This is a genomic window from Streptomyces sp. XY006 (assembly GCF_002237655.1).
In the GTDB taxonomy this organism is placed as follows: Bacteria; Actinomycetota; Actinomycetes; order Streptomycetales; family Streptomycetaceae; genus Streptomyces; species Streptomyces levis.
This window is the reverse complement of sequence record NZ_NOKT01000013.1, coordinates 184,217-210,116: the sequence shown is the minus strand read 5'-3', so window position 1 is coordinate 210,116 and position 25,900 is coordinate 184,217. Positions and strand designations below refer to the sequence as shown.

Annotated in this window: 20 protein-coding genes; 2 read left to right on the top strand and 18 right to left on the bottom strand. The window is 72.9% G+C overall.

The features are described 5' to 3' along the window. Nucleotides 1-80 precede the first annotated feature (80 nt). The 12 genes from CHR28_RS17425 to purN all read right to left on the bottom strand — a co-directional run bounded on the left by CHR28_RS17425 (nt 81) and on the right by purN (nt 12,789). Nucleotides 81-1,016, bottom strand: a complete 936-nt coding sequence (locus CHR28_RS17425; protein WP_094054548.1) for an AvrD family protein — start codon at nt 1,014-1,016, stop codon at nt 81-83. Between the two features lie 121 nt (nt 1,017-1,137). Next, nucleotides 1,138-2,607, bottom strand: coding sequence for an MFS transporter (locus CHR28_RS17420; RefSeq protein WP_256984282.1), 1,470 nt, complete (start codon nt 2,605-2,607; stop codon nt 1,138-1,140). A 153-nt stretch (nt 2,608-2,760) separates the two neighbouring features. Then, nucleotides 2,761-3,558 (bottom strand): ATP/GTP-binding protein, encoded by a 798-nt coding sequence (locus CHR28_RS17415; RefSeq protein WP_094054547.1) that lies wholly within the window; start codon nt 3,556-3,558, stop codon nt 2,761-2,763. Nucleotides 3,559-3,604: 46 nt separating this feature from the next. Beyond that, nucleotides 3,605-4,261 (bottom strand): AAA family ATPase, encoded by a 657-nt coding sequence (locus CHR28_RS17410; RefSeq protein WP_094054546.1) that lies wholly within the window; start codon nt 4,259-4,261, stop codon nt 3,605-3,607. Nucleotides 4,262-4,476: 215 nt separating this feature from the next. Next, nucleotides 4,477-5,625, bottom strand: a complete 1,149-nt coding sequence (locus CHR28_RS17405) for an LLM class flavin-dependent oxidoreductase (protein WP_094054545.1) — start codon at nt 5,623-5,625, stop codon at nt 4,477-4,479. A gap of 163 nt (nt 5,626-5,788) precedes the next feature. After that, nucleotides 5,789-6,910, bottom strand: coding sequence for a Gfo/Idh/MocA family oxidoreductase (locus CHR28_RS17400; protein ID WP_094054544.1), 1,122 nt, complete (start codon nt 6,908-6,910; stop codon nt 5,789-5,791). Between the two features lie 28 nt (nt 6,911-6,938). Next, nucleotides 6,939-7,460, bottom strand: a complete 522-nt coding sequence (locus CHR28_RS17395) for a flavin reductase family protein (RefSeq protein WP_094054543.1) — start codon at nt 7,458-7,460, stop codon at nt 6,939-6,941. A 316-nt stretch (nt 7,461-7,776) separates the two neighbouring features. Continuing rightward, nucleotides 7,777-8,598: an MBL fold metallo-hydrolase gene (locus tag CHR28_RS17390; protein WP_094054542.1), complete on the bottom strand. Its 822-nt coding sequence runs from the start codon at nt 8,596-8,598 to the stop codon at nt 7,777-7,779. Further along, entirely contained in the window at nt 8,595-9,548 is a 954-nt protein-coding gene (locus CHR28_RS17385) for a helix-turn-helix transcriptional regulator (protein WP_094054541.1), read from the bottom strand. The genes CHR28_RS17390 and CHR28_RS17385 overlap by 4 nt, the downstream gene beginning before the upstream one ends. Before the next feature lie 186 nt (nt 9,549-9,734). Further along, nucleotides 9,735-10,376, bottom strand: a complete 642-nt coding sequence (locus tag CHR28_RS17380) for a ScbR family autoregulator-binding transcription factor (protein WP_256984281.1) — start codon at nt 10,374-10,376, stop codon at nt 9,735-9,737. A gap of 215 nt (nt 10,377-10,591) precedes the next feature. Continuing rightward, nucleotides 10,592-12,154 (bottom strand): bifunctional phosphoribosylaminoimidazolecarboxamide formyltransferase/IMP cyclohydrolase, encoded by a 1,563-nt coding sequence (purH, locus tag CHR28_RS17375; protein ID WP_094054540.1) that lies wholly within the window; start codon nt 12,152-12,154, stop codon nt 10,592-10,594. Further along, a complete protein-coding gene (purN, locus tag CHR28_RS17370; protein ID WP_094054539.1) occupies nt 12,151-12,789 on the bottom strand; it encodes a phosphoribosylglycinamide formyltransferase in 639 nt (212 codons plus the stop codon). The genes purH and purN overlap by 4 nt, the downstream gene beginning before the upstream one ends. Nucleotides 12,790-13,095: 306 nt before the next feature. On the opposite strand from purN, the gene CHR28_RS17365 reads away from it, so the two are divergent. Next, nucleotides 13,096-13,875 (top strand): hypothetical protein, encoded by a 780-nt coding sequence (locus CHR28_RS17365; protein ID WP_094054538.1) that lies wholly within the window; start codon nt 13,096-13,098, stop codon nt 13,873-13,875. Nucleotides 13,876-13,885: 10 nt separating this feature from the next. Here CHR28_RS17365 and CHR28_RS38380 read toward each other — a convergent pair whose 3' ends face one another. Then, on the bottom strand, nt 13,886-16,057 hold the full coding sequence (locus tag CHR28_RS38380) for a cell division protein PerM (RefSeq protein ID WP_256984280.1): 2,172 nt from the start codon (nt 16,055-16,057) through the stop codon (nt 13,886-13,888). A 96-nt stretch (nt 16,058-16,153) separates the two neighbouring features. Here CHR28_RS38380 and CHR28_RS17355 point away from each other — a divergent pair, with 96 nt between their 5' ends. Beyond that, nucleotides 16,154-17,572, top strand: coding sequence for a helix-turn-helix domain-containing protein (locus tag CHR28_RS17355; protein ID WP_094054537.1), 1,419 nt, complete (start codon nt 16,154-16,156; stop codon nt 17,570-17,572). A gap of 156 nt (nt 17,573-17,728) precedes the next feature. Here the strand turns inward: CHR28_RS17355 and sucD are convergent, their stop codons facing one another. The 5 genes from sucD to CHR28_RS17325 form a co-directional block, all read right to left on the bottom strand. Next, nucleotides 17,729-18,613, bottom strand: a complete 885-nt coding sequence (gene sucD / locus CHR28_RS17350; protein ID WP_094054536.1) for a succinate--CoA ligase subunit alpha — start codon at nt 18,611-18,613, stop codon at nt 17,729-17,731. Between the two features lie 21 nt (nt 18,614-18,634). Next, the gene (gene sucC / locus CHR28_RS17345) at nt 18,635-19,816 is read right to left on the bottom strand and encodes an ADP-forming succinate--CoA ligase subunit beta (RefSeq protein ID WP_094054535.1); all 1,182 of its coding nucleotides are present in this window, start codon (nt 19,814-19,816) and stop codon (nt 18,635-18,637) included. Nucleotides 19,817-20,455: 639 nt separating this feature from the next. After that, on the bottom strand, nt 20,456-20,728 hold the full coding sequence (locus CHR28_RS17340) for a hypothetical protein (RefSeq protein ID WP_094054534.1): 273 nt from the start codon (nt 20,726-20,728) through the stop codon (nt 20,456-20,458). Nucleotides 20,729-22,078: 1,350 nt separating this feature from the next. Continuing rightward, nucleotides 22,079-23,266, bottom strand: coding sequence for a VWA domain-containing protein (locus CHR28_RS17330; RefSeq protein WP_094054532.1), 1,188 nt, complete (start codon nt 23,264-23,266; stop codon nt 22,079-22,081). A gap of 139 nt (nt 23,267-23,405) precedes the next feature. After that, nucleotides 23,406-25,874 (bottom strand): DUF5682 family protein, encoded by a 2,469-nt coding sequence (locus CHR28_RS17325; RefSeq protein ID WP_094054531.1) that lies wholly within the window; start codon nt 25,872-25,874, stop codon nt 23,406-23,408. Between the last annotated feature and the right edge of the window lie 26 nt (nt 25,875-25,900).

Genomic DNA, 25,900 nt, shown 5'->3' with positions numbered 1-25,900 from the left:
CCGGCGGTGTCCGGCTGCGGCCGAGGACGCGAACTGGGATCGGAGCGATCGGCTCCGGGTGGTGGTGCGCTCGAAGGCCGTCACGCGGGGAGCAGATGGGCGACGGAGCAGCTCAGCCGCAGCCCCGCGTGGTCGGCGGCGATCTCGGCGCTGCGCCAGGTGCCCTGGGCGCTGCGCAGCAGCTGCGGTTCCCGGAGCTCGACCTCGAACCGGCCGTCGGACGCGCCGGTTCCGGGCGCCGGCCCGATGACGGTGCGCCGCATCCACAGCGTGTTGCTGTCGGCCCGGGCGACCCCGTCCAGCGAGTAGAGCAGGACCTGGCCGAGCTGGAGGGCCGCGACGAACAGGTCGATCATCGTCGCCGGTCCGTCGGGGTCGAGGGTGAGGTCGGCCCGGGCCAGCGAGGCGTCCGGGGCCACGTCGACGGAGGTGAGCAGCTGCCGCCGGTCGCGGTGCGGGGTGCCGAAGGGCGCGTCGTTCCAGGGCCCGGCGAGCGCGTCCGCGTCCGCGTAGTGGGCCGTGCCCGCCTGCGTGGGGGCCGGCTGCGGCGATCCGCCGCCGGTGGTGGTCTCCACCTGCACGGTGAGCAGGCCCACGCGGCATTCCATGGTCGTGGTGCCGTCGCCGGTGGTGTCCAGGAGCCGCCCGGAGACCGCGAACGTGTCGAGGTCCTCCTCCTGCGGCTTCTTCCCGGCCTTGATGGTCAGCGACCGGACGGTGAACGGCGTGTGCGGGCCGAGGCCGCGGGTGTGGGCCGCGTGCAGGCCGGCGAGCCGGGCGCCGTAGAGCATGACGTCGATGGTGGACAGGTGGGGCCGCTGGGTGCTTTCGCCCTTGCGGGACCAGGCGCCCGGGATCTCCAGGCCCGCCGTGCCGGTGATCCCGCGGTCGTCGACGGTGAGGTCGGTGAGCGAGTGGTGGACCCGTTTGAAGCCCTCACCGAAGAACCGTTCCTGCCTGGCGCCGAGGAAGTCGTCCACGGTGCCCAGGGTGTCGAGAGGTGCTGCCGTAGTCATAGAGTTTCCTTCGTAGGCGGCCATACCCCTGCGGGGTGACGGCCGTTGAACGGCGACGGCGATGCCCGGGACCCTCCGCAACAGTGGACCGGGTATCGCCGACGTCCAGGTCGGGCGGTGCTCAGGCGGTCCGGCTGGCCTGGACGGGCTCAGCGGTGCCTGCGACCGGCTCGGTCTCCGAGGGGTCGACGTGGTCGCCCGCCGCCGGCTTCTTGAAGTTGAGCACCACGAGGAACGTCAGCGCGATGCCGACGGCGATCGCCCAGGTGGCCGTGGTGACCCCGTCCATCAGCTCGCCGAGGTCCTTGGTCTCGCCGCCGCCGGAGGCGTTGGCGATCGCGATCAGCACGGCGAGGCCGACGGCGCCGCCGATCTGCTGGCCGGTGGTGGCGATACCGGAGCCGATGCCCTGGTCCGCCGCCTCGACGCCGGTGGTGGCCGCGGCGAACATCGTCGTGAAGACGATGCCCTGGCCCAGCGAGAGCACGAACAGGGAGGGCGCGATCACGCCGTAGGAGGCGTCCTGGCCCAGCGTGAGGGCGAGGACGACGGTGCCCACCAGGCCCATGGTCAGACCGATGAACAGGGTGTTGCGCACACCGAACTTGGTGGCCCACTTGCCGCCGACGATCGTGCCGATCAGCACGCTGCCGGAAGGCAGCACGAAGGCGAAGCCGGTGGTCCAGGCGCTGTAGCCCTGCACGATCTGCCAGTACTGGGTGAGGAAGTACGCCAGGGCGCCGAAGGTGGCCATGAACAGGAAGGTGATGCCGGCGCCGGTGGACAGGTTGCGGTTGCCGAACAGCCGCAGCGGCACCATCGGGGCCGCGCTGCGGCTCTCGATGACCAGGAACAGCGCGAAGGTCAGCACGGCGACGCCGAGGGCCGCCAGGACCTGGGCGGAGCCCCAGCCCGCCTCCGGGCCCTGCACCAGGGCGAAGACGAACAGCGTGGAGGCGACGGTGCCGGTGATCGCGCCGGGCAGGTCGAACCCGCCGCCGGCCTGCGGCTTGTCGTCGGGCAGCAGGGACATCGCCACGAACATGGCGGCGCCGGCCAGCAGCACGTTGACGTAGAAGACGGAGGGCCAGCCGAAGGCGTCGGTCAGCAGACCGCCGAGGATCGAGCCGAGCACCATGCCGGAGCCGCCGGCGCCGCCCCACACGGACAGGGCGCGGTTGCGTTCGGCGCCCTCCGCGAAGAGCGTCGTGACGAGGGACAGGGTCGCAGGCGCGAGGAACGCGCCGCCCAGGCCCTGCACCGCGCGGGCGGCGATGAGCAGCCAGGGCTCCTCGGCGAGACCGCCCGCGAGGGAGGACGCCGCGTAGAGGAAGAGGCCGAGGACGAACATCCGCTTGCGGCCGAAGAGGTCGGTCGCACGGCCGCCCAGCAGCAGGAATCCGCCGAAGGCGACGGCGTAGGCGGACACGACCCACTGGAGGTCCTGGGCGCCGAAGCCGAGCTTGTCGCCGATCTCCGGCAGGGAGACGAAGACGATGTTGTAGTCGATCGCAATGATCATCTGGGCGAACGCGAGCAGTGCGAGCACCGCACCCAGATGACGCGGCCGTGTCGAGTTGATGCCGGACACGCCGGTTCCTTTCGTGGTTGACGTCGGGGGACGAGGGTGGGAAGGGAGGGGATGGGGAGGTGGGCGTGGGGGGTTGGGTTGTGGGGGCTTGTGGTTGTGGGGGGAATCCGGGGAGGCGGGAGCGGCCGGGACGGGGCCGGGACGCGGCGGCCGTCAGTAGCGCATGGCGTAACCGATGCGCCGGGCCAGCGACTTCTGGCGCTGTGCCTCGTGGAACCGGGCGTCGGCCTTGAGGTCCTCGATGTCGGCCAGGACGCGCCGCTGCGCCTCCTCGATGGCCTCCTCGATCGGGACCACCACCGGCAGGTCGAAAAGCTTGACGATCTTCTCGATCCGGTCCGGGATGGGACCGCCGACGACCCGGTAGGGGATGTCCATCCGCTCCAGCGCCTCGATGAGCAGGTCGTCGGAGAGCCGGCGGAACTTCTCGGAGACCGGCCGGTGGCCGTCGGGCTCCATGTCGAACTCCACCGGCAGGTGGACATAGGCGTCGTAGATCCGCTTGGCGCGGGCGCGGGTGATGTCGCCCAGGGTGTCGGTGTAGCGCTGGTAGAAGTGCTTCACCGGCAGGCCCATGACCTTCTTGATGCCCTTGAACCACCAGTCGGCGCCGGGGTTGATGCCGACGCGCATGCGCGCCTCGAAATACACCCACTCGTGGAACACGCCGCCGTCGGAGATGAAGGCGTCACCGCTGGACTCGTTGTGCACGCGCTCCTCGAAGCGGCGCAGTCCGAGTTTCACGAGTTCCATGGCGTTCAGTTCCATGACGGTCTTGCCGGGAACGAGGTCCACCAGCAGCTCGCGGGACGTCTTGGCGTGGGTGCGCGGTATTCCGGTGGCTATGGAAAGGGCCTCGGTCGTCGTCGACTTACCCGTCGAATACGTGCCGGAAATGGCGAGCTTCAGCTTGGGATTGTCCTTGAAACTGGGTACTTCGAGCGCGGACACAGATGGTCACCTTTGCGGAAGGGAGCCCCGGGGCTCGGTGGGTGGATTAGCGGGCGGGCGCGGCGAGTGCGGCGGCCTCGTCGACCGTCATGACCGTCGCGTCCTGGAGTCCCAGGTGCTTCACGGTCTGGCCGAGGCGCTCGGCCAGGTCGCCGTGGACGGTGTGCACGGGAACGCCCGTGGCTTCCAGGGCGGGCAGCAGCAGGGAGTCGGACAGACGCCGGAAGTTCTCGTTGATCGGACGGTTGTCCGGTGCCAGCTCGAACTCCACCGGCACGTGTACGAAGGCCTGGTAGGCGGTGCGGGCGTGGTGCTTCATCAGCAGGCCGATGTCGTCCACGGCGGCTTCGAGCGCGGCCGTCGTGGCGGCACGGTGCCGGTCCTCGAGCGGGGTGAGCGTGCCCGGGTACGAGCCGGCCACCAGGCGGAGCTTGGCGTACACCCACTCGTGCACCACCGAGCCGTCGGACACGAAGCCGCCGGGGTGGGCGGCCTCACCGAGCAGCCGTTCCGCATAGCGGTTCACGGTGAGCTGGATGAGCTGTCCGTCGGTCCAGTTGTGCACGCTGCGGCCCTCGCCCCCGATCGGCTCCCGCATGGGCGAACCGTGGGTGCGGGGCAGGCCGGCCAGATGCGAGAGCGCCGTGGAAAGCGTTGTCTTTCCCGATCCGTAGGCGCCTACGACGGCGATTCGTTTCGTCACGGATCAAGCATCACAGGGGACTTTGACTTGAACCAGTGGCCATCAACGCTATTGCCATGAACAACAGGATGAGCTCGAATCCGGAAATGGGAGGTCCGGATACACGTTACGGGAATGTGTGCGAGAACGAAGCTGGAATTGAGAATTCCGCAACATGGGTGCGCCCGGCCCCGCCGGTGGGGCGGCGGGGCCGGGCGCGGGTCACGGGGTCCGGGTCAGCGGGCGTTCGCGGCCAGGCGCGTGCGCAGCGGCTCGGTGTGCGGGAACAGGGCCCGGTTCTCGGTGCTCCAGCGCACCGACTCCAGACCGCGGTCGGCGGTGCCGGTGAACCGCGGGGCCACCTCGGTCGCGAGCAGTTCGAAGCTGCGCTTGACCTTCTCGAAGGAGGCCCAGTTGACGACGTAGGTGAGAAACGTGCCGAAGCCGCCGGTGCTCTCCTGGAGGTTCCGGATCGCCTCCACCGCGTCCTCGACCGATCCGACGACGGCCCGGCCCTGCTCGACGGTCGCCTCCAGGTGCCGGGACTGCGGCACGCCTTCGAGGCCGCCGAGGACATCGGCGCCGACCGCCTCGCCCCAGTAGCCGTGCAGCCACTGCCCGAAGCCCTCCCGGGCGTCCCGGAAGGCCTCCTCGCGGGTCTCGGCGATGTGCAGGGGCACGGCGATGCGCCAGTTGCGGCGGTCCACGGTCTGGCCGTGCTCCTCGGCCGACTCCTCCGCGTAACTCCACTGCCGGGCCAGGTCGACGGCCGGCCAGCCGGGCGGCGGGGCGCCGAAGGACAGCAGGCCGAGGCCGTACTTGCCCGCGATCTGGGGGCTGTTGGGGGTGCCGACGCTGGAGACGGCGATCTCGATGCCGGGCTTGCTGTAGCGCGGCAGCTGCATCTTGGCGTCCTGGAGGGTGTACCAGTCGGTCTTCTCCGAGATCCGCTCCTCGCCGTTGACCAGTTCCATGACGGTGGGGATGGCCTCGCGCGCCATGCGCTTCAGCTCGCCGAGGTCGAGGCCGAGCATGTGGGCGTCGTTGGGGGTGGCACCGGGGCCGACGCCCAGGATGTACCGGCCGCGCGTCAGGTGGTCCAGCATGATCGCCCGGGTCGCGACGTGGAACGGGTGGTGGAAGGGCAGCGTCACGACACCGTTGGCCAGCTTGATCTGCCGGGTCCGCTCGGCGAGGGCCGCGATCATCGTCTCCGGGGCGCCCACGGTGGGCCAGGACAGGGAGTGGTGCTCGCCGAACCAGCACTCGTCGAAGTTGAGTTCGTCGAGGTGCTCGACGAGCTGGAGGTCACGGCGGATGGTCAGGTGCGGGTCCTGTCCGGGCGCGTGGAGGGGGGAGAGGAAGGCTCCGAAGCCGGTGTGCATGGGTGCTCCTGTGATCGGGGGGTGGCGGCGGACACCGTGGTGCCGCGCGCTGGTCGGCACGGGGTCCGCCGGGTCTGGGGGGATGGCCGGAGGGGTCGGGGGGGGGAGGGCCGGGGGGGGAGGGCCGGAGGGGCCGGGGGGATGGGCGGTGGTCAGGGGTTGGTCACTGCGCGGTGCCGGTCTCCGCGGCGCGCGTGATGCGGTCCAGCAGCCGGTGGTGGGCGGCGGCGTGGGCGAAGTCCGGCACCACGGAGGTGCCGTCCCGCAGGTCGGCGCGCAACTGGTGGTAGGCGTGGGCGACCACCCCGGCCGGCCCTTCCAGCGCCGCGAGGCCGTCGAGGCCGTCCGGCAGCAGATACTCACCGGGCACGGGCAGTGGCCGCAGGTCCCGCTGGTCGCCCCGGGCGCCGCGCAGTTCCACCTGGCCGAACTGCAGATGGCCGGAGTCGCCGGTCAGCACCAGATCGCCCTCGGTGCCGTTGATCTCCCAGAGCAGATTGGTGCCGCGCGAGGAGCCGCCCCGGTAGTGCAGGGAGGCCACCGCCCCGCTCTCCAGGCGCCCGGTCACGGCGATCTGGTCCTCGGCGGTCATCGGCAGCTCGGCACCGGTCTCGGCGATCCGCACCCGGGGACGCCTGGTCGCCGTGGTGGCGGTCAGGGTCGCGAACCCGGACAGCACCATGGTCAGCGCGTCCAGGGTGTGCCCGAACGGAACGGTCAGCAGGGTCGCCCCGTTGGCGCGGTCGGCGACGTAGGCGGTGCGCTCGGCGACCACCGGGCCCCAGCCGCCGCCGGAGCCCACCAGCGTGGTGGACAGCACCTCGCCGACGAACCCGTCCGCGACGAGGTCCCGGAGGTAGCGGACCACCGGGGCCGACCGGGCCTGGAGGCCCACGGCCGTCCGCACGCCCGCCTCGGCCGCGTAGGCGGCGAGTTCCTCGGCCTCGGCCGTGCCGTTGCCCAGGGGCCACTCGCTGAGCACCGTCTTGCCGGCCCGCAGGACGGGCAGGATCAGTTCCCGGTGGTGCGGTACGCGCACGGCGATCACCACCAGGTCGACGTCGTCCCGGGCCGCGAGTGCGGCGGCGTCGGTCCCCGCCGCCGACTCGGGCAGTCCGAACGCCGCGGCGGCCTTGCGCGCGGAGTCGGGCGTGGACGCCGTCAGCGCGCGCAGTTCGTAGCCTTCGACGGCGCGCAGTGCGGGCAGGTGGCCGCGCCCGCCCCACCCGCCGTCCGCGCTCAGTCCGACGATCCCCACTCCGAGCGGGGCCGCTGTGTGCTTCACGAAAGCATCGTCCTTTCCTGAAAGAGGGTCAGAGCTGGGCGTAACGCCCGTACAGGCCGCGGAAGAACAGCAGGGGCGAGTCCTCGTGGTGGGTGTCCAGGTCGTGGACGCGGGCTATCACCACGTCGTGGTCGCCGGCCGGTATCTCCTCCTCGACGGAGCACTCGATCCAGCCGATCGAGCCGTCGAGCACGGGCGCGCCGCCCGGGGAGGGCGTCCAGGAGGCCTCACCGAACTTGTCGGAGCCGCTGGTCGCGAAGCGGGCGCTGAGGTCGCGCTGGCCCTCGCCGAGGATGTTCACGCAGAACCGGTCCGCCGAGCGGACGTCGGGCCAGCTGGTGCTGGTCCTGCCCACACAGAACAGGACAAGTGGAGGGTCCAGGGACACCGAGGTGAACGAGTTGACGGCCAGCCCTGCGGGAGCGCCGTCGGAGCCGCGCAGCGCCGTCACGGCCACCACTCCGGTGGTGAACCGTCCGGCGACGGTCCGCAGCCGCCGCGGTTCGACCGGGGCCGTGCAGGTCATCGGGGGAACAACCGTTGAGGACATGACCTCAGGCTCGGCCGGGCCCGTAGACCCTGCCAGTGCGCATGCAACATATTGCTCGCGCCAACAGAAGGGACTGGCCACGTATCCGGGACCGGGAATATTCGCGGCGTCTGCCGGAGCACGGGACGCCCCCGGTGACGGGATGCGTGGGGGCGTAAAGCGAGGGAGCGTAAAGCGTGGGGGCGTAAGCGAGCGGGCGTAAGCGAGGGGCGGCGGGCGTGGGACGGAAGCGGAACCCCGGCCCGGGAAAAGCGCCCGGCCCCCGGTCCGTGGGAGGACCGGGGGCCGGTGGGCCAGAAGGGGAAGCGGTGGGACGTCAGTCCAGCGGCTGCCACCGCGGCCCGTCGCCGGAGGACACCAGGCGCCCGAACACCGCGCCGGAGAAGTGGCCGGCGAAGCCGATCGTGCCGGGGCGGGACAGTTCGGCCACGACCTTGCGGCGGCTGCGCACCGCCTCCGCGGGATCGAGGTCCGAGGCCGCCCGCCAGGTGAGGTCGGCCAGTTGCAGGGCGGAGTGCAGGACGTCGCCGACGACCACGGCCGCGGGCCCGTCCGCCCCGCCCCGGATCACGTACGAGAGGTGGCCCGGGGTGTGTCCCGGGGTGGCCAGTGCCGTGACGCCGGGGAAGACCTCCTGACCGTCCCGTACGGCCACCGGCTGCCCGGCCGGACGGCGGTGCGCACCACGCCATTCGGCGGCCGAGGCCACGAACCGGGCACCGCGCAGCCGCTCGTCCCCCGCCCAGCCGACGTGGTCGTCGTGCAGGTGCGTGAACGCCACGGTGTCCACCGACTCCCAGGCGGCCCCCGCCGCCGCCAGCGCGTCGGGCAGGCCTCCGCCCTCGATCCGCCCCAGGGGCGGGATGGTGTGGCCGGCGGGGATGCGGGCCGGTCCGAAGCCGGTGTCGAAGAGCATCGCCCGGTCCTCGTACTCGACGAGCAGCGCGCCGACCGAGGCCCGCAGGAACCCCTCGTCGTCCAGATGCCCGGCGCGGTCCTCCCAGAACGCTCCGGGTGAGTCCGGGAACCAGGCCCGCGGATGCAACTGCACATAGCCGTCGGGGAGATAGGTCAGCCGGTGCGTACCGAGCGTGACCCGGACCGGCTCGGTCACATGACTGTTCACCGCTGTGCTCATCGGGCCTCTCCCACCAGGTCGTCGCGGCCCAGGAGGTTCATCCGCTGCGCCAGCGTCACATGGGACATCCGGCGCAGCGCCGCCTCCGTGCCGGTGCCCGGAGCGGGCAGGAACACCGTCATCCGCAGGGCGATGCGGCGCGTGAAGTCGAGCGTGGCGCGGGTGAAGTGCAGGTCGCCGACGGCGGGGTGGGTGAGCACCTCGGGACCGCAGGAGTCCTCCAGCACCTCGTGCCGGTCCCACAGCTGCGCGAACAGGGGGCTGGCGACCCGCAGTTCCTCCACGAGCGCCGGGATCGCCGCGTCCTCAATGTGTAGCGCCGCCTGGCTGCGGAAGCGGGCCACGACGGTCGGGGCGATCTTCTCCCACAGCGGGTAGGCGGACCGCACGCCGTCGTTGGTGAAGAACTCCCGCAGGATGTTGTACGGCCGTCGCCTGCCGAGGGCGCCGGCACCGGGGCCGCCGAGCCGGGCGTCGCCCGGATGGTCGTCGGTCATGCCGAGGAGGGTCTCCGCCGCCGCGTTGGCGACGACGACGTTCCAGGCGTGGTCGGCGATGTAGGCGGGGTTGGGCCACCAGTTCTCGACGAACGGGCGCATGGCCTCCGCCTCCGGCGGGGCGTCCGGCAGCAGCGGGACGGCCTGCACCCCGGCCAGCTGGCGCAGGTACAGGCGTTGGTTCTCACTGAGCCGGAGCACCCGGGCGATGGAGTCGAGGACCTCGCCCGAGACGTTCTCGGCACGGCCCTGTTCGATCCACGTGTACCAGGAGACGCCCACGCCGGCGAGCAGCGCGACCTCCTCCCGGCGCAGCCCCGGCGTGCGGCGTTTGCCGGCGTCCGGGAGGCCGACCTGGTTCGGGGACACCTCGGCCCGCCGTGCCATCAGGAACCGGCCGAGTTCGAGGAGGTGCGGAGGTGCCACGCGCCTGGCGGAAGCAGCGTTTGCCATCGGTTGCGGTTCCCCTTCTGTTCATGACGGAGCAGGGGGACATACGGACGCACCAGGACCACGCGGCTCCCCCGTGCCGCCTCAGCCTCACAAACAAACATACTCGTCTGTTTATTTCTATGGTGCTACATGTTTTGAACTACCGTCCCGAGAGACGTGAGAAGCATCACCCAGGGTCATGCGCCGTCACCCCACGTCGTGCAGGAGCCGGTCTTCCGGTGCCGCGTCGGCCTCCTCCAGCTCCTCCGCCCGCTTCTCGTCGGTCCGCAGGCGCAGCAGCAGCCCGGGAGCGGCGATCCCGGGCAGCAGGGCCCGCCACAGCACGCAGACACGGAACAGCAGGTCGGACCGCCCGCAGGACAGCTGGGACAGCAGCTGGATGCCGGTGAAGGCCCCCACGATCAGGACCGCGATCTCGTCGGGGTCGGTGTGCGGCAGCAGCTCGCCCTTGTTGCGGGCCTGGTGCAGCAGGTCGGCCACGCTCTGCTGGGACCACAGATAGGGGCGGGTCCCGGGCTGGTAGGAGGTCTCCTCGGTCGCCAGCCGTACGGCGGCCTGCAGCACCACGTCCTTCTGCAGCATCCGCGCGTAGGAGAGCGTGAGGTCGATGGCGGACTGCAGGGAGCAGTCCCCGGGCAGCGGCCGCAGCAGCGGCATCTGGTACTCGACGATGGCGTCGGCCAGCGCCTCCTTGGACGGGAAGTGGAAGTAGAGGGCGCCCCGGGTCACCCCTGCCCGCCGCAGCACGTCCGTGGTGCTGGAGCCGTCGTAGCCGTGCTCCTTGATGCATTCGGCGGCGGACCGGAGCAACAGTGCCCTGGTGCGCACAGCGCGTTCCTGACGTGGCATGTACGGGATCTCCGAGGTGAAGGGGCGGGTGCCGGTAACCGGACGGCGCACAGCGGGAAACAGATAAGTCTGTATGTTACTCGCGGTCCGTGGATCCGATAAGTGGGGTGCAGCCCGAAAAACGGGGAGCGGCGCCCCGCGTCTCCGCGTGGCGCCGCTCGTGCGGTCCGGCCGCTCCGTCGAATCGTCCCGGGTCAGTGGAAGAAGTGCCGCGTGCCCGTGAAGTACATCGTGACGCCCGCCTTCCGCGCGGCCTCGACGACGAGTTCGTCGCGGACCGAACCGCCGGGCTGGACCACGGCCTTCACGCCGGCCGCGGTGAGGATCTCCAGGCCGTCCGGGAAGGGGAAGAAGGCGTCGGACGCGGCGTAGGAACCCGCCGCGCGCTCGGCGCCCGCCCGCTCGACGGCCAGCTTCGCGGAGTCGACGCGGTTGACCTGCCCCATGCCGACGCCGACCGAGGCGCCGTCCTTGGCGAGCAGGATCGCGTTGGACTTCACCGCGCGGCAGGCCTTCCAGGCGAAGGCCAGCTCGGCGAGCTCGGCCTCGCCCAGCGCCTCGCCGGTCGCCAGCGTCCAATGGGCCGGGTCGTCGCCGTCGGCCTGGAGCCGGTCGGTGACCTGCAGCAGTGCGCCGCCGTCGATCGGCTTGACCTCGACGGGGGCCGAGGGACCGTCGGGGCAGCGCAGCACGCGGATGTTCTTCTTCTTGGTGAGGGCCTCCAGGGCGCCGTCCTCGTAGTCCGGCGCGACGATGACCTCGGTGAAGATCTCCGCGACCTGCTCGGCCATCTCCCTGCTGACCGGGCGGTTGACCGCGATCACGCCGCCGAACGCCGACAGCGGGTCGCAGGCGTGCGCCTTGCGGTGGGCCTCGGCGACGTCCGCGCCGACCGCGATGCCGCAGGGGTTGGCGTGCTTGATGATCGCGACGCACGGCTCGGCGTGGTCGTACGCGGCACGGCGGGCGGCGTCCGTGTCCGTGTAGTTGTTGTACGACATCTCCTTGCCGTGCAGCTGCTCCGCCTCCGCGAGGCCGCCGGTGCCCGAGACGTAGAGCGCGGCGGGCTGGTGCGGGTTCTCGCCGTAGCGCAGGGTGTGCTCGCGCTCAAAGGTGGCGCCGAGGAAGTCGGGGAACTGCGAGTCGTCGACCGGCGCGTAGGAGGAGGCGAACCAGGAGGCGACGGCCACGTCGTAGGCGGCCGTGTGCTGGAAGGCCTCGGCGGCGAGCCGCTTGCGGGTGGCGAGGTCGAAGCCGCCGCTCTGTACGGCATCGAGGACATCGGCGTAGCGGGCCGGGCTGGTGACGACCGCGACCGAGGGGTGGTTCTTGGCGGCGGCGCGGACCATCGAGGGGCCGCCGATGTCGATCTGCTCCACGCACTCGTCGGGCGAGGCGCCGGAGGCGACGGTCTCGCGGAACGGGTAGAGGTTCACCACGACGAGGTCGAACGGCTCGACGCCCAGCTCGGCGAGCTGCTCGCGGTGGCTGTCCAGGCGCAGGTCGGCCAGGATGCCGGCGTGCACGCGCGGGTGCAGCGTCTTCACGCGGCCGTCCAGGCACTCGGGGAAGCCGGTGAGCTCCTCGACCTTGGTGACGGGGACGCCGGCAGCGGCGATCTTCGCGGCGGTGGAGCCGGTGGAGACGAGCTCGACCCCGGCCTCGTGGAGCCCGCGCGCGAGGTCCTCCAGACCGGTCTTGTCGTAGACGCTGACGAGCGCCCGGCGAAGGGGCCGCTTGTTGCTCTCGGCGGTCACTGGATAACTACCTTTCGTCCCTCAATGCGATAGCCGTTGCGGGCGAGCCGCCCCACGACCTCGACGAGCAGCCTTCGCTCGACTTCCTTGATGCGCTCGTGCAGAGCGCTCTCGTCGTCCTCGTCCCGGACCTCCACCACGCCCTGCGCGATGATCGGCCCGGTGTCGACGCCGTCGTCGACGAAGTGGACGGTGCAGCCGGTGACCTTGGCGCCGTACGCGAGCGCGTCCCGTACGCCGTGGGCCCCCGGGAAACTGGGCAGCAGGGCGGGGTGGGTGTTGACGAACCGCCCGCCGAACCGGGCGAGGAACTCCTTGCCGACGATCTTCATGAACCCGGCGGAGACGACGAGGTCGGGCTCGAAGGCGGCGACGGCCTCGGCGAGTGCGGCGTCCCACTCCTCGCGGCTGCCGTGGTCCCTGACCTTGCACACGAAGGTCGGCAGCCCGGCGCGCTCGGCGCGGGCCAGCCCTTCGATGCCCTCGCGGTCGGCGCCGACCGCGACGATCTCGGCTCCGTACTCCTGCGTGCCGGTGGCGGCGATCTCGTCCAGCAGCGCCTGGAGGTTGGTGCCGGATCCGGAGACCAGCACGACGAGGCGCTTGGCGCGCGGGGCCACGGGCTTGGCGGCCACGGTGGTGGGCCTTTCTCGGGGGAGCGTCTGTCCGGACGGCCCGCCTCGTGGCGTTTGTGCGTTCATACGAATGCTTCGGGCCCCCGGATACGGGGAAGCCTACGAACCGGCCGACCGTCAGCAACGATACCGGCACACCGGACGGCCCCCACGGGACGGGGGCATGGCCGGAAGGTAGCGTCGGGGCGGGGCCGGCTCCGGGAACGCCGTCCGGGCGCGGAGCGTTCAGGAGGTGACGGACCCGGATCCGACACCACCCAGTCCTGTCCAGCCAGTCCTACTCACCAACGGGAAGACGCTCACTTGATGCCGGACCGCAGCCTGCGACTCCTCACGTTCCCCCAGCTGTCGCCACAGGGAGGGGAGCGCGGCGCCGTGCTGCTGCGGGAGCGCCCCGGCTCACCGCCCGAGGCGCCGTCGGACGGCGGCGACCGGGGCGGGCGCGAGCGCGGGTCCCAGGAGGACAACCCCTTCGCGCCGCCGCCCGAGGGCACGCCGGACCGGCCCTGGCAGCCGCGGCGCCCGTCCGGTGACGGCGCGCAGGACGGCGGGGAGCGTGACGGTTCGCCGTGGGGCAGTCAGTGGAGCGACCGGCAGCCCGGCCGCTCCCCCGGCGGCTTCGGCGAGCGCCCGCGCGGCGGCCCCGAAGGCCAGGGCGGCCCCCAGGGCAGCGGCCCGAACATGCGCTGGGACCCGACCGACCCGGCCCAGCGCCGCGCGCGCTACGCCCTGCTCTCGGGCATGTGGGCGTTCTTCTTCGCCCTGTTCAGCTGGCCGTACGTGGCGCTGCTGCTCGGCGCGCTGGCCCTGTACTGGGCCATCAGCTCCCTGCGCGCCAAGCCCCGCAGGTCCGACCCGGACTCCCCGGCTCCCGAGCAGCAGGGCCGCCCGCAGACGACGGCGGCGGTGAGCGGCCTGGTGACGGCGTCCCTGGCCATCGTCCTGGTCGCGGCGTCCTTCGCGGCACAGCTGGTCTACCGCGACTACTACACGTGCACGACCGACGCCCTGACCAACGAGGCGAAGCAGTCCTGCTCCAAGCTCCTGCCGGACGAACTCCGCGGAGTACTGGGCACGGACGGCTGACCCCGCGTCCTCAGAGGGTCTCCGCCCCGGGCGGCGGAACGTCATGCCGCTCGAAGGCGCCTCTGCGCTCCTGACCGCCGGGACCTGCACTGTCCTGCCCCAGGACCTCACCTTCAGGTACCACGCCGGGTCCTGACTCCCCCGGCAGACCACCCCGCCCGGCAGAGCTTGAGGTCGGCCAGGGGGTCTCCCAGGCGTCGTCGTGCGGGGCGAACGGGTCCGGGGCGTCGCCGGCAGACCCACCCGCACGGGAACCGCCCCGCCCCGCCGGGGCACCGGTCGGCCAGGGGGTCTCCCAGGCGTCGTCATCCGAGGCGAACGGGTCCGGCCCGCCGCCGGGAGACCCACCCGCACGAGAACCGTCCCGCCCCGCAGGCATTTCAGTCGGCCAGGGTGTCTGCCAGGCGTCGTCGTCCGAGGTGAACGGGGCCGGCCCGCCGCCGGGAGCCCCTCCCGCCCTAGAACCGCCCCGCCCCGCCGGAGTGCCGGTCGGCCAGGTGTCGTCGTGCGGGGCGAAGGGGTCCGGGGCGTCGGCTGAAGTCTCTGGGGTCCACAGCGCGTCCAGGGCCTCGTCGTCGGCCCATGCTGACGTCTTCCCGCCGGCGGTGGTGACCGAGCCCTCCCTCTTCCCGGTCGCGTCGGTGCCCGCGCGGGCGGGCGAACGGCGTCCGGCCCAGCGCGGGGCCTTCCAGAGGCGTCGGGCCCGGTGGTCCTTCTCCTCCTCGGGCGCGTCGTCCCGCTGCCGGCCGATTCTCGGGTCCTCGTCGCGCGAGGGCCGGCACCGCCGGGACCGTACGGCCAGCGCCGTCGGGATCGCCGCCAGCGCCAGCCACGCCAGTGCCGCCGCACCGACCTGCCACCACACCGGCCCGAAACGGGCCAGCACGGACACCCCGAGCGGGCCACCGGACAGCGCGGCGAGCCCGGCCAGCACGGCGGCGCACAGCACGGACGCCACACCGGCCGCACGGGCCGTGCGCCCGGCCGACCAGACCACGGCCGGCCGGCCCCCCGGCCGCGTCCCGCCCCGCTCCGCCGCGGCCGCCGCCTTCGCCACCCACCTGCCCACCATCACCCCGGCGACCAACGGCACCGCCCCGGCCGCCCAGTGCACCGGCGTCCCCGCCCCGGCCTCCGGCACCGCCGCCAGCAGCGGAAACGGCGGCAGGAACGGCGCCGACGCCGAGGACAACGGGCCGACGGCGTGCCCGGCACCGAGGGCGAAGCCGGGCCCGAGCGCGTACGCCGCACCCCACACCGCCGCGTTCGGCACCAGGGCCACGCACAGCAGCAGCACCGCGAACCGCCCCGACCAGCCCTCGGTCAGCCGGAGCAGCGACGACTGGGCCGCGCCCCCGTGCCAGGCCAGCGACACCGCCACGAGCAGCGCGCCGCCCCCGAGCAGCACGGCCAGCCCCGCCGCCGCGGCCCGGGCGGCGACACCCGGGCGTCCGTCCGGGGCGAGCACCAGCGACCGCACTCCCCCGGGCAGCACCCCGAGCAGCCGCCGCAGCGGCCCGCCGGGACGGCCGTACGCCGACCACACCCCCAGCCCCGCCGCCACGACGGTCACGACCGGCACGCACACCCACGCCGACACCCACGCGGGCCGCAGCACACCGCCGGCCGCGTACAGGGCGGCGGGCGCGGCGACGGCCAGGTAGCCGAGCACGACTCCCGCCCAGGCGGTGCCCGCCGGGGCGAGGGGAGGTTCCGCGCCCACATCGACGACGTGATATTCGCCGACGACGCCGTACTCGCCGGCGCCGTACTCGCCGGCGCCGTACTCGTCATGGGCGTCGCGGCCGCCCCCCGTCCGGCCGTCCGTGGCGTCCCGCGCCGCGCGGTGCAGCAGGTACACGGGCACGGCGAGCAGCAGCAGCGGCGGGACGCCCATGGGGGCGGCGCCGCCGGTGAGCGTGTCGACCCGGACCAGTTCGGCTCCGTGGGCCAGCAGCCACAGGGCCGCCGCGATGTGCAGTGCGCCGCCGGGACCGCTGTCGGGGTACGGCGAGCTGATCCACAGCAGCGTCACCAGCACGGCGAACGACGCCAGCCCCAGACCCGCCGCGACCGCACCACCCAGCAGGCCGCCGACCAGTGCGGGCGAACGGTCGCGCACCCGGGCGAGCAGGGGCGACGAGGGACGTCGGCGAGCGGTCATCTCGGTCACGCCCGCCATGCTCCCAACGACACGCGCTTTCCCGTCGTAACAGGCGAACCACCGCTGTGTCGCTCAATATACGTTTATGTACTTTTCTGCACGGAGGGGCATGCTGTGACTCAGGGCCCTGCCATGCCGCTCCCCCCACCGAAGGAGCGCCGACGCCTGCGTGAGGCCGCGTCCCTGACGCGGGCTCAACTGGCCTCCCGGGTGGGCGTGACCAGTGAGACGGTGCGCGGATGGGAGACCGGCCGCTCGACGCCGCGCGGCCGGAAAGGCGAGAAGTACGCGAGGGTCCTCGACGAACTGTACGAGGAGGCCGACGTGACGACTCCTCAGCCGGACGGCGAGGCGCACCCGGTGGAGGCGGCACAGGCCTCCCAGGTCACTCGTACGGCCCAGTCGACGAGCGGGCGCGGCCGGGCCTCCGCCCCGGGCCGCAAGCGCGCCTCCGCCGGCACCGGGGCCGGGACCGACCGGGGCCGGGTCTCCACCAAGGACAGGCGTCGCGCCACCGGGTCAGACCCGGGCCGCGGTCGCACCGCGACCACCGACCGGTCCCGCGGCCCCGCCCACGAACGACCCCACTCACCCCCTCCCGACCGCGGGCACACCCCCCTCTCCGGCCGAGCGCACCATACGGCCCTCGACCGTGGGCGCGTCCCGACGCTCGATCGGCGTTCCGCCCCGGTCGCGCGCCCGACGCGGACGTACCTGCCGGACGACGCCACCACCGCGCTCACCCCCGACCAGGCCTTCGACGCGCTGTACGCCTTCTGCGCCCCCGCACTCGTCCGGCAGACCTACCTGCTGACCGGGAGCCGTGAACTGGCCCGGGAGTCAGTCGAACGCGCGTTCCAGAACGCCTGGCAGCGCTGGCCCGAGGTGGCCCGGGACCGTGACCCGGCGAGCTGGGTGCGGGCGCTGGCCTACGAGTGCGCGCTCTCCCCCTGGCAACGGCTCCGCCCCCGCTACCGGCACCCCGAGCCGCCGCCCTCGGATCCGGTCGACCGCGCACTGATGGACACCCTGCTGAACCTCCCACCCTCGTACCGCCGCACGCTCCTGCTCCACGACGGCGTGGGGCTCGGCCTGCCGGAGACGGCCGCTGAGACGGAGGCCAGCACGCGCGCGGCCGTGAACCGGCTGATGCACGCGCGGGAGACGGTCGCCGAACGGCTGCCGGAGCTGGCTGACCCCGAGACGCTGCACTGGCGGCTGGTCGAACTCGCCTCCACCGAGCGGCTCCGCGCCGCCAAGCCCCAGGTGGTGCGCAAGGGCGGGGAACGCCGGGCCCGCTTCTGGACCCGGGCCGCCATCGCCTTCACCGTCGCCCTGATCGGCACCACGGCCCTCACCCTCCGCACGGCCCCCACGCGCTACGAACCGCCCGTGCCGCAGGGCGAGACGGTCCAGGGCGTACCGCCCCCGGTCGCGCCCGGGCCGCTGTCGGAGTCGGAGCGCGAGCTGCGGGCGAAGCTGCGCAAGCAGACCCAGAAGGGACCGGAACGGCTTCTTCCACAACCGCGGTGACGGAATCGCCGGTGGTGGAAACGGCGGTGGCGGAAACGGCGGTGACGGAAACGGGGGTGACGGAAACGGGGGTTGCGGAACGGCGGTGACGGAAACGGCGGTGGGCCCGCTCCCGGACGGGGAGCGGGCCCACGGTCGGCCGGAGCCGGGGTGGTGTCAGCCGGCGAGGATCTCGCGCGCCAGCTTGGCCGTCTCGGTCGGCGTCTTGCCGACCTTGACGCCGGCGGCCTCGAGGGCCTCCTTCTTCGCGGCGGCCGTGCCGGAGGAACCGGAGACGATGGCGCCGGCGTGGCCCATGGTCTTGCCCTCGGGCGCGGTGAAGCCCGCGACGTAGCCGACGACCGGCTTCTTCACGTTCTCCTTGATGAAGGCCGCGGCCCGCTCCTCGGCGTCGCCGCCGATCTCACCGATCATGACGATCAGGTCGGTGTCGGGGTCGGCCTCGAACGCGGCGAGCGCGTCGATGTGCGTGGTGCCGATGACCGGGTCGCCACCGATGCCGACGGCGGAGGAGAAGCCGATGTCACGCAGCTCGTACATCATCTGGTACGTCAGCGTGCCGGACTTCGAGACCAGGCCGATGCGGCCCGGCTTGGTGATGTCGCCCGGGATGATGCCGGCGTTGGACTGGCCCGGGGTGATGAGACCGGGGCAGTTCGGGCCGATGATCCGGGTCTTGTTGCCCTTGGACACGGCGTAGGCGTAGAACGCGGCCGAGTCGTGGACGGCGATGCCCTCGGTGATGACGACCGCGAGCGGGATCTCGGCGTCGATGGCCTCGACGACGGCGGCCTTGGCGAAGGCCGGCGGGACGAAGAGGACGGATACGTTGGCACCCGTCTTCTCGATCGCCTCGGCGACCGTGCCGAAGACCGGGATCTCGGTGCCGTCGACGTCGACGGTCGTGCCCGCCTTGCGCGGGTTCACGCCACCGACGATGTTCGTGCCGTCGGCCAGCATGAGCTTGGTGTGCTTCATGCCCGTGGCACCGGTCATGCCCTGGACGATGACCTTGCTGTCCTTGTTGAGGAAGATAGCCATGGCTGTGTAGTCCCTCGTCCCTTACTTCGCAGCAGCCGCGAGCTCGGCGGCCTTGTCGGCCGCGCCGTCCATGGTGTCCACGCGCTGGACCAGCGGGTGGTTGGCGTCGGAGAGGATCTTGCGACCCAGCTCGGCGTTGTTGCCGTCCAGACGGACGACGAGCGGCTTGTTGACGTCCTCGCCCTTGTCCTTGAGCAGCTGCAGCGCCTGGACGATGCCGTTGGCGACCTCGTCACAGGCGGTGATGCCACCGAAGACGTTGACGAAGACGGACTTGACGTCCGGGTCGCCGAGGATGATCTCCAGGCCGTTCGCCATGACGGCGGCGGAGGCGCCACCACCGATGTCGAGGAAGTTGGCGGGCTTGACGCCACCGTGCGCCTCACCGGCGTACGCGACGACGTCCAGGGTGCTCATGACGAGACCCGCGCCGTTGCCGATGATGCCGACCTCGCCGTCGAGCTTGACGTAGTTGAGGTTCTTGGCCTTGGCGGCGGCCTCGAGCGGGTTGGCCGCGTCCTTGTCCTGGAGGGCCTCGTGCTCCGGCTGACGGAACTCGGCGTTCTCGTCGAGGGAGACCTTGCCGTCCAGGGCGATGACGTCACCGGAGGCGACCTTGGCCAGCGGGTTGACCTCGACCAGGAGGGCGTCCTCCTTGATGAAGGTGTCCCACAGCTTGACCAGGACGTTGACGACCTTGTCGGCGACCTCGGCCGGGAACTTGGCAGCCGCGACGATCTCGCGCGCCTTCTCCTCGGTCACGCCCTCGTTGGCGTCGATCGGCGTCTTGGCGACGGCCTCGGGGCGGGTGGCCGCCACCTCCTCGATCTCCATGCCGCCCTCGACGGACGCGATGGAGAGGAAGGTGCGGTTGGCGCGGTCCAGGAGGAAGGAGACGTAGTACTCCTCCACGATCTCCGGGGCCGTCTCGGCGATCATCACCTTGTGGACCGTGTGGCCCTTGATGTCCATGCCGAGGATGTTGGTCGCGTGCTCGACCGCCTCGTCGGGGGTGGCGGCGAGCTTGACGCCACCGGCCTTGCCACGGCCGCCGACCTTCACCTGGGCCTTGACGACGGACTTGCCACCGAGGCGCTCGGTGGCTGCGCGGGCCGCCTCAGGCGTGTCGATGACTTCACCGGCCAGCACCGGTACATCGTGCTTGGCGAAGAGGTCCCTCGCCTGGTACTCGAACAGGTCCACGCGCTTCCGTCCCTATCAGTGATCTCGCGGTTCGTTGTCTGCGTGGGCGTGCCGCGAGGGCAACGTGACGTCCGCTGTCTGTCACAAGGGAGGCGCACACGGTGTCCGAGCGCGCGGCATGTCCGTCTCGCAGGTTATCGCTGCTTCCGGGAGGCCTCTAAATCGAGGGTCACACCTGAGCGGTGATACCTGTCACATGATGCCGCCCTGTCTGGCACGGCGTGCCGGGGGTGAGGGGCCTCACCGGGCTGGGGTTCACCCGGTGAGGCCCGCGGGACACCTCCGGAGGAGCGTGGAGGGCCTGCTCGGGCCCTGGCTCCTCGGGGTGCGGGCCGGCCGGTCCCCACCCCGAGGGGAACCGGCCGCCCCTCCCCACGAGACCTCGGCCCCCGAAGGGCCGACGGCTTTCGACCGTCCGGGGGGATGTCTCGTGGAAGCTTGGCTGGCGGTGGCGGCGGCGGTGGCTGTGTCTTGACGGCTGTCGGCAGGTAGCTGTGCTGTGGCGGCAGCGGCAGTGGTGACGGGCGGTGGCGCGCGGCGTTCGGTCTCCCCGGGCGGGCGCCGTGCATGCGACACGCGGGCGGACCGGAGGTTGACGGGAGAGGGGCCGCGGGCCCGGCCTGCTGTCCTGCTGTCCTGCTAGCCAGGGAAGAGGGGAACGTCCCCGCGGCTGTCCCGCGTACCGGCCGCCTCGTCACGGGCCGCGGTACCGGGCGCGAGCCGCGACGGGGCCCGCCCGCTCGGCGTGACGGCGTGCGCTTCGCCGTGCCGGGGCGTGCCGTTGTCGGCCGAGGAACGGTTGCCCAGCGTGCCGTCCGGCCGCTCGGCGGGGGCCTCGTCGGCGGGGGCGTGCCCGGCGGTACGGGCGGCCTGCGCGGTCCGGCCGTCACGGTGTCCAGGGTGATGATCCACGCGAGCCGTCCAGCCAGCACGCTGCCAGCCGACAGAGCACGACTCGCCCCCGACAGCCGGCCCCACGGCACCGGCCACACCGACACCGCCCGACGGCCCACCCGCCACGTCCAACGCCGGGACACCCGTCCCCGGGACCCCCGTCACCGGGGTGGGGAGAAGCTGCCCGGGGAGGACCGGGGCGCCGGGGAAGACCGAGGCGCCAGGGACGACCGGGGCATCAGGGGGCACAGGAAGGCCAGGGGGCTGGGGAATGCCGGGAGGCTCGGGAAGGCCGGGAGGCTCGGGGAAGCCGGGGGCTTCTGGGAGCGCGATGGCATCGCCCGGCAGGTTGGGGATGTGCGGCGATACCCCGGGCAGGTCGGGCAGGCCAGGCAGCGGCGGCGTGCCGGGGATGGTGGGCAGGGTCGGCAGCGCCGCCCCGGGCAGCTCGGGTAGGTCAGGCAGGCCCGGCAGCGGTGACGTGCCAGGGGCTGTGGGCAGCGTCGGTACGGCGGGTGGGTCGGGCAAGGCCGGTGCGATCGGCAGCGTCGACACGACCGGTAGGGCTGACCCGACCGGCAGCCCCGACCTGATCGACAGCCCCGACCCCACCGGCAGCGCCGGGATCTCGGGCAAGGGCGCCGGGGCGGGAGAGCCGGAGAGCGACGGTGGCGGCTCGGAGATGGGCCGCGTGGACGGCCGGGTCCGTTGGGCCGGCGGCTCCGGCCGAGACGGCGGCGCCGACGATTCCAGGACCGACGGCGCCTCGCGCACCGCCGGAGACGCAGGCGGGCGGCCGGCGAGACGCGGCCGCTCCCCAACCGTCCCCGTCACCGTCCCTGCTCCCGCCCCCGCTCCCGGCCCGAGCGCGTCCTGGCCCCGGGGCAGAAGCGAAGCCCCCCGCCCCGCCGCAGCGTGCACGTCCTGTCGGATCAAGGGCCGCTCCCCGCCGGCGGTCCGCCCGACCGTGCCGTCCGCCGCATCGGCCCGCTCCCCGCACAGCAGCCCGATCACCAGCAACCCGCCCACCAGCAGCGCCACTTGGAGCGCACGCCGTCCGGCCGCCGTGCGCAGCACGCGCGACGCGGCACCGGACAGGGCTGCTGACCAGGTCAAAAGGGGAGTTCCTCCGTGCGACGGAACAAGCGCGCGGAACGCATCACGCGCCACGGGCAACGGTCGGCACGACGCGGTCCGCCCGGCGCGGCGCAACGCACCGCCGAGCAGGCGCCGATCCTCGCACGGGAGTGCGGAGGTCACGCAAGCCCTTGCCGGACGATGGGCCGTCATGTCCGGTTTACCGGCCCAAGTCGGGCGACGATCGGTCGACATGTCGCCATCCGACCGGCTCCCGCGGGACGCGGGCCCTCAGGCCGCGTCCGGTATCGGCAGCGGCCGCTTCTCGATCGCCGCCGCCATCACCTCCGGAAACAGATCGGGCGTACAGGCGAACGCCGGCGCCCCCAACGCCGCCAGCGCGGCCGCGTGTTCCCGGTCGTACGCCGGTGCGCCCTCGTCCGAGAGCGCCAGCAGCGTCACGAACTGCACCCCGGAGGCCTTCATCGCCGAGACCCGCTTGAGCATCTCGTTCCGGATGCCCCCTTCGTAGAGGTCACTGATCAGTACGACGACCGTCTCCGCGGGCCGGGTGATCTGCGACTGGCAGTAGGCCAGGGCCCGGTTGATGTCCGTGCCGCCGCCCAGCTGCGTGCCGAACAGGACGTCCACCGGGTCGTCGAGCTGGTCCGTGAGATCGACGACCGCCGTGTCGAAGACGACGAGTCGCGTGGAGATCGTCCGCATCGAGGCGAGCACCGCTCCGAACACCGAGGCGTACACGACCGACGCCGCCATGGATCCCGACTGATCGATACAGAGGATGACCTCCTTCTTCGTGGACTGGGTCGCCCGCCCGTATCCGATGAGCCGCTCCGGCACAATCGTGCGGTACTCGGGCAGGTAGTGCTTGAGGTTGGCCGCGATCGTGCGGTTCCAGTCGATGTCGTGGTGGCGCGGCCGGCTGATCCGGGCACTGCGGTCGAGCGCACCGGTCAGAGTGGCCCGGGTGCGGGTGGCGAGCCGCTTTTCCAGGTCCTCGACGACCTTGCGCACGACGGCCCGTGCCGTCTCCTTCGTCGTCTCGGGCATCGCCTTGTTGAGCGACAGCAGCGTGCCGACCAGGTGCACGTCGGCCTCCACCGCCTCCAGCATCTCCGGCTCCAACAGGAGCGTGGCGAGACCGAGCCGGTCGATGGCGTCGCGCTGCATGACCTGGACGACGGAGGACGGGAAGTACGTCCGGATGTCACCCAGCCAGCGCGCCACGGACGGCGCCGATGCCCCGAGCCCCGCCGAACGGTCCCGGCCGCCCTGCCCCTTGCCGTCCTTCCTGCCGTAGAGCGCGGTGAGCGCCCCGTCCATCGCCGCGTCCTGACCGGACAGCGCGCATCCGGTGCCGTCCGCCGCGTCTCCCCCGAGCACGAGCCGCCACCGCCGCAGCCGCTCCCGCGCCGGGTCCGTCGCCCCGGCGATCCCCCCCGTTCCGTCGGCCGTCATCCGTGTCCTCCCCCGCGCGACCGTTCCCACAGCGGGATCACCGGCACGGTCGTCGCCGGCCGGTCTTCCGCCCCTGGCCCCCTTCCGACCGTGTCCGCCTCCGCCGCCCGCGGCGTCGGTGCTCGCAGTCCGTCGGTCGTCATCTCTCCACCCCCACCAGGTCGTTCCGCGTGTCCATCTCGTCGAGGCCGAGCAGCAGCCGCACGACCGGCAGCACGGCGTCCGCGCGTGCGGTGTCGAGTTCCGCCGCGAAGCCGGGTATCGCGGCGCCGGCGGCCGTCGCGGCGCCCGGTGCGGCCGGACCGCGCCGGACCAGTTCGCCCAGGGTCCGGCGCACCCCCGGTTCGTACGCCGAGAACGTCCGCCGCAGCAGCGGCAGTACGTCCGTGAACGCTTCCGCCGGGACCCCGGTCAGCCACGCGTCGACCAGCCCGAGCAGCCGCTCGTCGTGCACCAGGAGCATGCCGCCGCCGGAGCCGCCGCCGACGAAGCCCTCGATCCAGGCGGCCGCGTCCGCGGGCGGCGTGCCCGGCGACAGGACGAGCCCCATGAGCCGCGCCGCCTCGTCCTGCGCCAGCTCCCCGTCGTCCAGCAGCAGCCGCACGGCCCGTCCCCGGATCACGCCCGGCACGGTGTCCCGCCCGGACAGCACCCGCAGCACCGACTGCCAGCGTGCTCTGAGGTGACCGTGTCCCGCTGCCGGGGCGTCGCCCAGGAGCCCGACGGCCCCGTGCACCGCGTCCACATGGCGCCGCATCTCCTCCGCCGCGTCGGCGTCGAGCGCGGCGCAGGCCGGGGGCAGCCCGACGAAGACCCGCTCGGCCAGCCCCGCGGCGACCTCGCCGAGGGCCCCGGTGTCGGTGCCGCGGACGTCGCCGTAGCGCAGCGAACGGACCAGGGCGGGCAGCGCCTGGGCGAGGTGGCCGACGTCCGAGTCGAGGGCCGCCCGGTCGGCGAGGATCCGCATCACCGTGGGCAGCGCGTCGGGCAGTTCGGCCAGCAGGCAGCGCTCGGCGAGCGCCGTCACGTCGGCGAGGCCCTCCGCGGTGACGGCGTCCGCCTCGGCCTTGGCGGTGGCGGCGGACAGCACGGTCGTCCCCCACACGCCTGCCTCGGCGACCCGCACGGACAGTTCCGGTTCCCAGCGCAGCCGCCAGGTCTCCCGGAACGTGCCGGTGCTGCCCCGCGAGGCGGCCGGTTCGCCCCACGCGATGCCGAGCAGCCGCAGCCGGTGCAGCAGCCTGCTGCGTGCGGCGTCGTTCTCCTTGCGCAGGTCGAGCTCCAGCTCCCGCTCCAGCGCCTCCGGCTTCAGCCGCAGCCGGCGCTGCAGCCGGGTGAGGTCCCGCTGCAGCGGCACCGCCGGTGCCGTCGACGGCACCTCCCCCAGGACGTCACCTACGACCAGCCGGTCGTGCACCAGGGCCAGCGGCACGTCCGAGCCCTCGCACATCACCGCCCGCACCGCGTCGGTCGACTCGCTCAGGCCCGGCAGCGGGCGGCCGCGCATCGCGGCGAGCGTCTCGGCCAGCCGCACCGCCTCGATGACGTGCGCGGAGGAGACGATCCGGTCCTCCGCGCGCAGCAGGCCGGCCACCTTGGTCATCCACCGCTCGACCGGCCGGTCGGGGGCGCTGAACAGGTGGCCGTACCAGCCCGGCGAGTCGATGCCGGCCCCGTAGCCGCTGACCCGGGACAGCCTGCGGTGGGTCCACGGGACCCAGGTCATGTCCGTCTTGACCTTGGGCAGGCCCTTCAGCAGCGCCTTGTCGGCGGCGACGGTGGTCTTCTGCCGCAGCGCGGGCACGTGCCAGGCGCCGCAGACGACGGCCACGCCGTCCTCGAACTCCCGCTGTGCGGACCGCAGCTGGAGCCGCATGTACGCCTCCCGGACCAGGTCCCGGTCGTGGCCCCCGCTGCCGTAGGTCTCCCGCAGGGCCGCCATGGCCTCCTCCAGCGCGGTGAACGGCGCGAGCGCGTCCCCCTGACCGGCGCCGCGGTGCTCGACGACGTCCTCCCACCACCGCTCCGGGTCGTCGTACCCGGCGGCGTCGGCGAGCACCCCGAGCGGGTCGATCCGCACCTCGTCGGCACCGTCAGGCTCAGGTTCGGGTTCGGGTTCGAGCTCGGGTTCGCGGGCGGGGGCGGTGCCGGGAGCATGGTCACCGTCCGCCGGCTGGGCCGGATCCCCGTCCAGCGGGGATTCGCCCCGCGCTCCCTCCTCGTCCTCGCGCTGTCCCCAGGCCAGCGTGTGCGTGGCCGGCAGGTCGATGAAGCGGGCCGGAACGCCGTGCTCCAGAGCCCAGCGGAGGGCGACCCACTCGGGCGAGAACTCGGCCAGCGGCCAGAACGCCGAGCGGCCGGGCTCGTCCACCGCATGGGCGAGCAGGGCGACCGGCGGCCGCATCTCCTCGTCGGCGGCGAGCGGGATCAGGGCGTCCGCCTCGGGCGGCCCCTCGATCAGCACGACTCCCGGCCTCGCCGCCTCCAGCGCCGCGCGCACGGCCCGCGCCGATCCCGGTCCGTGATGCCGCACCCCCAGCAGCACCGGCCCCGCCCCGGCCCCCCGGCCCGCGGGCCGTTCCTCAATGGTCACTTGGTTCCCTCCCATCCCCTGTCCGTCCCCCGACCGGCCCC

Coding starts and splice junctions, on each gene's coding strand:
- CHR28_RS17425 (WP_094054548.1), bottom strand. CDS start 1,016: ATGACTACGGCAGCACCTCTCGACACCCTGGGCACCGTGGACGACTTC.
- CHR28_RS17405 (WP_094054545.1), bottom strand. CDS start 5,625: ATGCACACCGGCTTCGGAGCCTTCCTCTCCCCCCTCCACGCGCCCGGA.
- CHR28_RS17395 (WP_094054543.1), bottom strand. CDS start 7,460: ATGTCCTCAACGGTTGTTCCCCCGATGACCTGCACGGCCCCGGTCGAA.
- CHR28_RS17390 (WP_094054542.1), bottom strand. CDS start 8,598: ATGAGCACAGCGGTGAACAGTCATGTGACCGAGCCGGTCCGGGTCACG.
- CHR28_RS17385 (WP_094054541.1), bottom strand. CDS start 9,548: ATGGCAAACGCTGCTTCCGCCAGGCGCGTGGCACCTCCGCACCTCCTC.
- CHR28_RS17365 (WP_094054538.1), top strand. CDS start 13,096: ATGCCGGACCGCAGCCTGCGACTCCTCACGTTCCCCCAGCTGTCGCCA.
- CHR28_RS38380 (WP_256984280.1), bottom strand. CDS start 16,057: ATGGCGGGCGTGACCGAGATGACCGCTCGCCGACGTCCCTCGTCGCCC.
- sucD (WP_094054536.1), bottom strand. CDS start 18,613: ATGGCTATCTTCCTCAACAAGGACAGCAAGGTCATCGTCCAGGGCATG.
- CHR28_RS17330 (WP_094054532.1), bottom strand. CDS start 23,266: ATGACGGCCGACGGAACGGGGGGGATCGCCGGGGCGACGGACCCGGCG.
- CHR28_RS17325 (WP_094054531.1), bottom strand. CDS start 25,874: ATGGGAGGGAACCAAGTGACCATTGAGGAACGGCCCGCGGGCCGGGGG.